At 55.2% G+C, this 11,465-nt stretch carries 3 protein-coding genes and 1 pseudogene; 1 reads left to right on the forward strand and 3 read right to left on the reverse strand.

The annotated features are described in order from the left end of the window. Positions 1-261: 261 nt before the first annotated feature. From IAG25_RS40355 to IAG25_RS40365, 3 genes and pseudogenes are all read right to left on the reverse strand, one after another. Positions 262-5,100 carry a non-ribosomal peptide synthetase gene (locus IAG25_RS40355; protein WP_187609808.1) on the reverse strand — a complete coding sequence of 1,613 codons (4,839 nt, stop codon included), beginning with the start codon at positions 5,098-5,100 and terminating at the stop codon, positions 262-264. After that, the gene (locus tag IAG25_RS40360; protein ID WP_187609809.1) at positions 5,097-9,686 is read right to left on the reverse strand and encodes a non-ribosomal peptide synthetase; all 4,590 of its coding nucleotides are present in this window, start codon (positions 9,684-9,686) and stop codon (positions 5,097-5,099) included. Before IAG25_RS40360 ends, IAG25_RS40355 begins: the two co-directional genes overlap by 4 nt. A gap of 176 nt (positions 9,687-9,862) precedes the next feature. After that, positions 9,863-10,171, reverse strand: a pseudogene (locus IAG25_RS40365) (transposase domain-containing protein); the annotation flags it as partial. A gap of 622 nt (positions 10,172-10,793) precedes the next feature. Between IAG25_RS40365 and IAG25_RS40370 the strand changes: the two are divergent. Then, positions 10,794-11,465: hypothetical protein (locus IAG25_RS40370; RefSeq protein ID WP_187609810.1), on the forward strand; the 672-nt coding region annotated here is incomplete at its 3' end.

The raw sequence follows: 11,465 nt of genomic DNA on the forward strand, positions 1-11,465 counted from the left end.
ATGTCTGACTGCCTCACATAGATGTTCCAAATACTCGTCGAACGACGTCTCCCAGTCCATCACTTCCTCATGCAAAGGATGAAGAAGCTCCTATAATGCCATGTGTTTTATGACACAGTAAGATTAGAGGGGGCAGTAACGGTTCGATGAGTGCCCAGAGCTCGTCGTCGAGTATAGGTTCAGCCATGTCCCTTTTATCGCCGAAACAACGAGCAGCTAACAGCATTAATCGAGGGCTAACAGCCCCTTTTCTTCGTTTTATTAAGGGTTCGTAATGGGATTGAATAGCGCGTCCGAGTATAGGAGTGTCTCAACTGTCGCGCCTTGCAGAAGCACTTGAAGCGGTGGTTTACAGTCGAATACCTTTGCGATCCTTTCACTTAGCACAAGGGCGTCGATCGAGTCACCGCCATTGTCACATAGCGACAGCGTCGTATCGATAGGGTATCCAAGCACGTTCTCCCACACCGAGTGGAGTTTGCGGCGCACGCTCGACATCTCTCGAGATTTGTCGGCGAGGCGCTCCGCTATAATAACGTCATCGGATATCTCGAGAAGGCATGGTAAAGAATCGGCGTAACGATGAAGCTCATAAGCTGCTGCATTTCCACCTTCGGCGAGCTGGACTAAAAAGTCCATATAGCACCCGACAATGGAATCAAGCTCTTCATTGATGATCTGGGGGTCGTATTCAATACCGAAGCCAAGCTCCGATTTTTCTTGACTGAACACGACAACGAACGGATATTCGGTATGCTCTACCAGCTGCTCTCGAACAATCGGTGTTCGCTGCGTTATTAGTTTATTTCCGCCGTCAAACTTCACGTAATTGAATACGGTGTCGAAGAGAGGACCCACACCACATTCACGTTGGATGACGCGCAGTGGCAAACGCCGATGCGCCATCATGACACTCTCGGAGAGGAAAACTTGCCGAGCAAGATTAGACAGAGAGAGTCCGTGAAGTGATACGCGCAATGGAACAGTATTTAAAAATAGCCCTAGTACACGTTGGGAATCGCTGACCTCAGGTCGACCGTTAGTCACGATTCCAGTGGTGACTTCGCCACTACGTGCCAACACCGCCACGACCGCAACGTGTGCGGCCAGCAATAGGCTCTTGAGTGGGACCTTCTGAGCGTCGGCGCATGATTGCAGCTTTCGAGTCATCTCTTGCGACAGAGTTGTCCATCGAACTGCCAGTTGGGCACCGTAGCGCTTTTTTCGAAAGCAAGCCGCTCTGGCACCAGCAAGCCTTTCACGCCACCATTGTAGCGATGGGCCGCATAGGGTTTCCTGCTCCAGTTTGATGAAATCCCTATAGGTGACTTTTGGTGGCGAGTGCGGCATAGTGGCACGCTTTGTCAAATGGCGGTTGTATAGCGTACCGAGTTCACTCTCCAACTGTGCGACACTCCAGCCGTCCAATAGCGCATGGTGGAAGCTCATTAGCCATTGAAAGTGGCTCTCGGCGGTTTGCAAAACGACCATCCGCGCCACTGGGGGTAATTGCCGGTCCAGCGGAAGATTATGTTCGGCACGCATTTGCGCGGCGAGGTGCTGACGTTGGTCCTCGCCAGACATCGAACGCAGGTCTTGGACTGTTATTGGGAATTCGACGCTCCGGTGTACATGTTGTTGCGGACCAACTTCGTCCTCTAAATGAAACGATGTGCGCAAAATGGGGTGGCATTCCGTGAGTTCACGCACAGCGTCGCGAAATGCATTTTCGTCCCACCGAGCGTATATGGTGCAGCGAAACACATCGTGATAAACGTGCGAGCCAAATTTGTTTCCCGCGAGCAACATCGCCAGCTGAAGCGCTGCCATGGGGTAAACCTCCTCCACATTGTCCGGCAAGCAGATGGGGGGACGTGGACAACTCAACTGTGTGTTCGGTTCAGATGCCTCATGGGCTATCGAGGCATGCGGAGCACCACGATTCTCCACGAGGGTCGCTAATGCGCGCGGCGTTTGATGGACGAAGACGTCGGCTACTGACAACTCTAGGCCCATCTCGACGGACCGGGCGGCCAGTTGCACCGCAAACATGGAATTGCCTCCGATTTGGAAAAAATTGTCGTCTTCCTCGATTTTGTCTACACCCAATACTTGCTCGAAAATTTCACAAAGAATCTGACAAGTGCCTACGTCGGTACGCGCTGAGGTCGATTTACTGTCATCCGAGCATCGTGATATGGGCAATGCCTTTGAATCGACCTTCCCATTGACCGTAAGCGTCAGCGCGGAGATGTACATGATCGCGGAAGGCAACATGTACTCTGGGAGACGCGTACCTAGACGGCGTCGAACTTCAGCAAGCGAAAGCTCGATACCGCCGTGGTCCACCAGATACGCGATAAGCTTTGGCGTACCGTCATCTTCGCGAAGCATCACATGGCAGGCTTCCGGACGAAGCACTTCCGTTAGGGCAGCCTCGATCTCACCTAGCTCGATACGGAATCCACGCAGCTGGACCTGATTGTCGAGTCTCCCAAGATATTCCAATTCACCTGAGTTGGTCCATCGGCCAAGATCACCGCTACGGTAGAGCCGTTGACCGGTGCGGTAAGGATGGGAGATGAAGCGCTCCTCTGTGAGGTCAGGCTGGCGATAGTATCCACGCGCGAGCCCCGCACCGCCCACGCAAATTTCACCGGGGATCCCCACGGGTTGGATGTGACCGCGACTGTCCAATATAAGGCATTCGAGATCGGGGAGCGGCCGTCCGATTAACTGCGCGGCCGTATTCGTATCGGAGGCAGACACTTTCCGGAAGCTGACATGGACAGTTGTTTCTGTAATGCCATACATGTTGACCAAGGTGGGCTCGTGGTCTCCATGTCGGTGAAACCAGTCTCGTAGGATCGGGAAGGGTAACCCCTCTCCGCCAAACACAATATAGCGTAAATACAGTGGTTTTCCGCTGGCTTGCTTATCGGCGGCATCAAGCAATCGAAAGGCGGTCGGGGTTTGGCTTAGGACAGTGATGCGCTCTTCCGCAAGCAGGGTGCGGAACGAGTCAGGCGAGCGTGACTCCAGCCACGGCACTATGACGACACATCCGCCGTGCAACAAGGCCCCCCACATTTCCCAGACTGAGAAGTCAAACGCGAACGAATGAAAAAGACTCCATCTGTCGTTCTTTGAAAAGCTAAATAGCTTTCGGCAAGCCGCAAACAATCGAAGCACATTACGATGGGTAACTTCAACACCTTTCGGTTTCCCTGTGGAGCCAGAAGTATAGATAATGTACGCAACCTGATCGGATGGCACAATGATCGGCATTCGTTTGCGTGCGCAAGACGTGGACTGTAAAGAGTCCGAATCCATATCTAAATGGGGAACGCTGCCAAAATCGACCGCTGTCCGAGCGGCGCCGTCCACAATCGCCGCCGCCGGGGCACAGTCGGAGAGCACGAAGTTTACGCGCTGCGCTGGCCACCTAGGATCGATGGGAACATATGTGCCACCTATTTTCAAGATCGCCAAGATCCCCGCCACCGCGCGCTCGCTGCGCTCTACCAACAAGAGGACACGGTCGCCAGGTCGCACGCCGAGGTCGTGAAGCCGGTCGGCAATGAGATCTGATTTCTTATCCAGTTCCGCATACGTGAGGCTGCGTCCTTCGCACCGGATAGCTTCTGCATCAGGAAATCGGGAAACCGAGTGCTCGATAGCCGCAATCAAATCGCGGCGTGTGGGCTCAATGGTGAATGGAGTGGATTGATCGAGCACCCGTTGCTCTTCTTGAAAAGAGAGTAGCTTTGCTTGGCTAAGCGGCGATCCCGGCTCATGCAGCGCATGTTCCAAAAGGTTGCGCAGATGCTTCAGCATGTGCGATGCGCTACTGGCTTCCCAGCACTGCGACTGATAGTCCAAGCGCAGTTTTACGACTCCGTTAGTATGGGTAACGGCCAGCCCTAACTCAAAAAGCGCGCGCCCAGGATCATGTTCGACGATGGAAACAGAGAGTCCTTGCAGCCTTGGCATGTCAGTACCGTCCACGGGCGGGACAAACACCGCCTGAACAAGTGGCATGCGCGATGTATGGCGCTCAGTCACAACGCTGTCGACCAGCTTGTCAAAAGGAAGGTGGGCATGCTCGCTTGCCGCCGCCAGTCTCGCGCGGAGCGTGCTCAACAGCGAATCGAGCGTGACACTATCCGGGAAGTCAAATCGAATTGGCAACAGCGCCGAGAGGTATCCGACTGTATTCTCTTGTCGTTCGTTGCGCGTGTTGATTGGAAAACCGACGATCAGCGTTTCTTGCCCGCTATATCGATGTAGCAGATATCCCCAAATTGCAAAAATCACTCTGTCGAGAGGGATAGTGTTTTCTTCGGCATACCTTCCAAGTTTATCAACGAGCGCTTCCTCGAGCGCGACTTCGCAAGCTCGGCCTTTGAAGGTCGCTTTAGACGGGCGTTGCTTATCCAACGGAAGCTGCAGATAGGCAACGCAGCCTTCGAGCTGTTGTTGCCAATACTGCCGACACTTCTGCTCAAGGGAAGAATCCCTGTCGTTCGACTCCAGCCGAGCGAGCTGAATCAGGGATGCTTGATGAGCTACGGCCGGTATGGTATCGTGAAGGGCTCCTGTATAGAGATCGGCCAAATCTCTATACAGCAATGCTTCGCCCCAGAGGTCGGCAACGATATGGTGATAGTTCAAACCGAGAATGTGCTCTGTGGAACTCAGTTTCAAGAGGAGGGCACGGAAGGGGGGGCCTTCTCGCAACTCGATTGGTCGCCGTGATTCGGCCTGGATGAAGGCGTGGACCTGGTCGTTCGTGTTTTGTGCCGCGGAGAGGTTGATTTCTTGGAGCTCAAGCTTGGGCTCGGTAACGAACTGCATCGGGCTTTCCCCTTCAGTTCGGAACTGTGTGCGTAGCCCCTCGTGGTGGACCAGTAGCCGTTGCAGCGCCCGTCGCAAGGCGACCACATCGAGAGCGCCCGATAGTTTAAAGAAGCGCTGCGATGCCAGTTCGGGGGCGCTGCCAATGAGTTGATCAAGCAGCCAAATTCGACGTTGCGCCTGCGTCAATGGTCCGACTGTTGGGTTAATTGACGTGCTCGATTCGAAATGCTTTTCGTTCATTGGTTAGCTCCGCGTGTTGTATGGTCGATGACTTGGCGAAATTTGTCTACAAATTGCCTAGCCATGCGATACATGGTGCTCTCTGCGAAGAGCTCGGCGTCAAATTCGAGGTAGCCGTGCATCTGCGCTCCGTCATCGACGAGAAAAGCTAGAACGTCAAACTTAGATGTCTGTGGGTCGACGCTTGCCGATTCAACTATTGCACCAGGGAATTGCAATGGTGAGATGGTTCCGTCGTAAAGGCTGATAGCAGTTTGGAATAGTGGATTGCGCGTTCCAAACCGAGACGGCGAAACGGCGTCGACGATCTCGGAAAATGGAATCTCATTCGCAATCGCGAATTTGATTTCAGAGCTTAGATTTTGGATTAGTGACGTATAGCTCGAGTCTGGGTCAACTGAGCAGCGCAAAGGCACCATATTGGCGAAATTGCCGATCATTTTTTCCGCGCTCGGATGATGCCGACCAAAGAGCGCAGTTCCAATCACTACTTCATCTTGCTCGCTGGCACGCCTTAGCCAGGCAGCAAAAGCGCTTGCGAGAATCACGTAGGGCGTCACTTTCATTTCATGCGCTAACTCACGCATCCGCAGGCGATCACCGGAGCCGAATTTCAAGTCGACACGTTTGCCCCGACCCATCCCGATTGCAGGACGAGCGAAGTCCGGCGGCACCGTACTCTCCGCAGGTGCACCCAAAAGCCTCTCGCGCCAGAAGTTGGCACGTTGCTGCCTGAGATGTGCTGGCGTCGCCTTGTCATACCAGCGCCAATAGTCAACGAACTGAAGCGGTAACGACGACTCCAAATGGGTTGGGCCCGCGTCGATGCAAGCACGAGTGAGCTCGGACGGTAATATGCTGGCAGCAGACCAACCATCCGCCGCTATGTGATGGACGACCCACAATAACCAGTGTTTCGTCGGAGAGACACTGCAGAGCAGGACGCGCAACGGGCGGTCGCGAGTAAGGTCAAAGGGCTTCCGCGCAAAAAGGGAAAGGTGATCTAGTACTGCCTGCTCTCCGCCCGCCAAGAAATCGGCATGCAGATCTGCACACTCGATCCTTACTGGGTCGGGGGTTAAAATCTCCTGGGTTGGAAGGCCTCGCATCTCCGGATAAATCGTGCGCAAGGTTTCATGTCGAATAACGACTTCGGTGAATGCCGCTTGCAGAGTTGATACGGCAATCAATCCGCCAATGCGAACCGCTTCAACGACGTTATAGACACCGGAATCGGGTATCAAGCGTTGGTGGAACCAAAGCGCTGCTTGCGTTGGCGTTAACGGAATACTTCCCGCGCGGGTCGTTGGGGAAGGTTGCAGCCCGACCACGATGTGCGCGTTGTCGGGACGAGCAGTTGTTTTCTCGTCGATGCGAGCGGAAAGACGTGCAAGCGTTAGCGTGTCCAAGACATCCTTGGGGCTGACATCTACTTTGAATTGTTCACGTACACGGACCGCTACTCGGATAGCGGCCAGTGAAGATCCGCCCATGGAAAGGAAATCGGTTTCAGCGCTGCCAATAGGTACGCCGAGTACCTCCTCCCAGATACTGGCGAGTGCCTGGATTCGCACGTCGAATGGTTCTTTGGACTCTTTGATCGTGTCCCACTCAATGGGAGGCAACGAGCGATGGTCAACCTTTCCAGTCAGTGTGCGTGGCAAATGATCGACAATGGCGAAAATGCTTGGGATCATCGACGGCGAAAGATGGCTTTGTGCATACTCCCGGAGGGCGTCTTGTGTCAGCGTTCCGCAAGCACCCTTCGCAAGGATATAGGCGACAAGCACTGGCTGGCCTCCTTTTCGTTCTTGGACGTTCGCCACCGCCTGCTCGACCCCAGGGAAAGCACAAAGGCTCTGCTCGATTTCAGCCGGGTCAATCCGCACTCCATGGAGTTTCAATTGCCTATCCAGGCGTCCCGCGAATTCCAGAATTCCATCCGATCGAACGCGCACTCGATCCCCGCTGCGATACACACGTGCCTTCGAAGTACTAGCCCAAGGATCGCTCAAGAAAAGCTTCTGTGTTAAGTCCTCGTCGGCGACATAGCCAAGTCCCACGCCGGTGCCGCCGATCCAAAGTTCCCCAGGTTCTCCATGCGCAACGAGCTGTCCTTCAGGATCGACAACGTACAATCGGGCGTTAGCAATGGGCTTGCCTATGGGGATCCATCCGGAATTGCCATCTTCGACTCCACACCGATGAAACGTTGCATCAATACCGGCCTCAGCGGGGCCGTACAGATTAACGAGTTCGGCTCTAAGTATCGACATGGCTCTGTGACTCAACGCGACAGGAAGTGGTTCGCCACCGCAAATCACGAGACGTATCGACTTGCAACGCTCGATTTCGCTGTGCTCCAGCAGCACTTCGAGTTGGGACGGCACGATTTGTATGATCGTCGCCCCATGGTGCTCGATTGAGTTGATCAGGACACCCGGGTCCCAGCTCGCGGAGGAAGAGGTGGGAAATACGAGGCATGCGCCAGCGGCAAGCGGACCGAACATTTCCCAGATGTAAATGTCGAAGCCCGGCGAGGCAGACTGCAAAACGCAATCGCTTGCCTTGATTTCGAATTCTTCCTGTCGCCAGCGTATCTGATTCGCAAGCGCGGAATGAGGAACGGCGACAGCCTTAGGCCGGCCGGTGGAGCCCGATGTAAAGTTTATATAAGCCGGCGCGTCGACATGGCCGGTTGGCTCAACAAACGGAACGCTCTCTGGAAGAGAGGAGAGTTCAATGTGCTGGAAGAGCTCATCACTCAGTATTTGCCGCGTCTGACTGTCGACAATCAAGGTGGTGCAGCGAATATCGACCAGCATCCCGGTCAGACGACTTGCTGGATTATTCTGGTTAAGCACTACGAGTGACGCACCCGCGCTTAGCACAGCCAAAGCAGCGACTACCGCGTCAACGCTGCGTCCGGTGAGCACGGCCACGGTGTCGCACGGCTTGATTCCGTGAAGCGCCAACACGCCCGAGAGTCTCATCGCACGACGGCCGAGTTCCCGGTAGTTCAATTCTTCCCACTGGTCTCGGCAAGCGATGGAGTCGGGCGTGCGCCGGATCTGTGCCCAGATCATTGCGTCAACGGTTTGTTCAGGAGCAGGCTTGATTGGGCCGAGAAGTCTTTCGTCGATCCCAATGGATCGTCGTGCTTGCAACAACGGATCGAGTTGGCTTCCCTCTGCAGTCATGCAGTCCAGCGACCCGATCGCATTGCTATATACAGGTAGCCAATGGTTCAGGTTACCGTCCTTACCATCTAATAGTTCATCTAAGTTGTCTCGTGCGACGTCAAGTGCGTGCTTCCATCCTCGCTCAGCGCGGTGAGCGGCGATCGAATCAAGCTTCGTACAGCCTCTCAGACAGCTCCATATTGCCAGCCATCCGAAGTCATGGAGAAAGCCGTAGTTGTCCTGGCGTGCGAACGTCGCTGCCGCAGTCTGTAGCCAATCCGCCGCAGGCGACGTGGAATGCCCTGCCTTGAGCCATGCCATCACGCGACTCTGTCCGGAAACGAGCGCACCTCCTAACTGTGTTGCAAGGACTTCTGTCGGACCTTCGCCTATTCGGAGAAATCTCACGTCCCGGAGAAGCTGTGCAGCAATATTGTTTTCACAGTAGCCACGCCAGCCCAACAGTTGAACCGTATCGTCAACCGCTTTCCAGGCAAACTCGGACCCCGCGACCTTAGTCACGATGGCTAGATCGGCTGCCAGATCTGCTTGGGATGTGTCGACTAACACCGGCGCAGTAGTCTGCGTAAAGGCATTGAGTAGAGAGATCTCAGCTGCAATGCGTTGCAGGGTCCGGGATACGACGGGATTGTCAATCAGCGGGCCGCCCGCGACAGTGCGTCGCGAAGCGTAACGGTAAATGAGCTGAAAGCAGCGACGCATGACACCCAGTGCCATTGCACCAACGCAAAAGCGGGAGAATAAAAATACATCGGACAACACTTCCAGGCCTTGCCCGACCTGACCGACGATTTGCCACGGCTCCACGGGGACGCTGTTAAAGTGGAGATCGCGGACCGGCAAGGACTGCAGCCCGAGCGTAGGATGTGGTTCGGATAGCGTCAGGCCGCGCGAGTTCAAGGCTACGACCGCTGCCGTTAACTCGTGTGGGACGTTGCTAGCACGGAAAAGTGTGACTGCGAGTCCAGTGGCAGTCGCGCCAGTGATGCAGCTTTTTTCGCCGGAAAGCGACCAACAAGCTTCGCTGTGTTTTCCCTCTGCCACCATCGCTCTCGGATTCGAGCCTGCAGCTGGTTCAGTTATAGCAAGACTCATGGTCCTTTTATAACTGAGCAGCGGCTCTTGATAACATTCCCGCAACCGAGGTGAAGCCCGCGCCAAAGACAATGTTGCGGCATGATGGGCGACGCTAACGGCCGCCAATCCGAAATCAGTCGCTGCGACGCGTTCTATCACGTGCAGATAGTGCCGGAGCCCAGAGAGATCGGGCGGGGCGATGGTGTGCTTGAATAGCCCCCATGAGATGGGTTGATTGAGAATGATAGCCCCCATGAGATGGGTTGATGGAGAATGCCCCGCTTTGACGGACGGATTTGCGGTCAAGGGTCGCCTGAGAAACAGTGCACTATGAAATGCATTTGTCAATCGCAGCCGGTTGTAAAGAAGAGGCCGCAATACATCGCGGCTTAAGTACATCCACATCACAAGGAGACCGGATCGCAGTGTCAGTATGCGTGGTGCTCTCGGGCATTGCTTCCAGGTAAACACCTGAATCTAATTCAGCACCTCGCGACGGCCGTTCGCAACGGGACGTTCGCGTGAGGCATGATGGGGAATCCGGCAGTAGACGCGGGTAAGTCAGGGTGCGGGGGCAGCTTGCTGGCCATGTTCCAGGGCAGCAGTTCATCGACCCGGTTGATGGGATGGCCCGCGATATGAGTCAGGACGTATTCGAGGGGCGCGCGCGGGTTGATCCCATTCAGCTTGCACGTTCCGATCAGACCGTACATCGCGGCAGCCCGCTCGCCCCCGCTGTCGGAGACCGCGAACAAGAAGTTCGTCCGGCCCATTCTCACGCGACGCAACGCAGCGCGTTTTGATGCCACTCTTCCGCGCCGGCTTTGCGACCGACAAGCCGGGCTCACATGCCGCGGCCGCAAGCCGGCGTCGAAATTCCGGATCATGGTTCGGGCGTCCCTTGCGGCTACTCGGCTTGGCTTCCGACTCTGTCACAGTGGTGTCCATCAAATCGAAAATGATGGGCACTACCTTGATCTCGTGCCACGCCGGCGTTTACGACGGCCGCCGCGAGGTGCTTACGAATCTAATCGCTTTACGTGCTGTCTTCGGCGCTGGGTAAGCGTCGCGGCGCAGCCGTCTTGATCTGTGCAATCTGAGACGCCAAAGTGGTTCGCCGCACTGAGCATCAACGCCCCGCAATTCAGGGTGGCGTTCGACCCCATCGGCTCGGATTCGGCTGGCCGCGGGTCGGACAGCACGCAAATTAGTGAACTTCAGGCAGATTCGCCAATGCGCGTTAACCCGATCCTAGTCATCATGGAGCGTGTTGACCTACAGCCATCCGGGCAAGCGAATTGTCCTGCACGTTCGATGGTGAAGCCGAATGCAAGGAGAAGGGAACCCCCTTTTCAGCGATCCGTGCATCAATGGCAAGCTAAACAGCGTAAATTGACCAGGACCACCTCCGCTATGCCGGTTGTAACTGCACAAACCTTTGCACGAGCTTTTTTCGGTAAAACTCCAATTGATGGGCAGGAGAACCGTTTCGGGGGAGGCTCGCACGAAGCCTTCCGGCTGGGCGTGGACGGCAAAAACGTTCCCACGTTTAGCCGTAAAGCCTTTTGGGGTGCCACCGCCAACAGTGAAGAAATCATGGGGAAACGGGCGGGGGACTTCAATATTTCCCGCTCACGTGGGACAGTGACGGCGACCATCACCCTGTTGACTGCGTTTATTGGACTGCTCATCGAGCGGGTTTGCAAGCGCATCAGCAGCTACCAGAAAGAAGATGCCGTCACACAAGCGGTGGTAGATCTTCAGCAAGCAATCTTCGAAAAGGCTCACTTGATTGAGGGCCCGGGTAATCATTCTGTTTCGATAGAGCTGAAACACGGCGGTGAGCTGGAGGTTTCCGAGGATACCGGCGCGAACGGCACAGTCCTCACCATTACTGTGAAGACTGGCGAGACGTCGGAGTCCTTTGCCATCGAGGGTTGCACCATCGATGAGCTCAAGACACTTCTGGAACGGGAAATTGTTATGCACGAGGCAGATGATTACCGGTACGGGGAAGCCATTGACCGCATCCCGCAGGCGAGACGGGATTGGCTCGCAGGACGTAGTGCGCTGCGGGAAGGGGAG

This window comes from Caballeronia sp. EK (genome assembly GCF_014384845.1).
In the GTDB taxonomy this organism is placed as follows: Bacteria; Pseudomonadota; Gammaproteobacteria; order Burkholderiales; family Burkholderiaceae; genus Caballeronia; species Caballeronia jiangsuensis.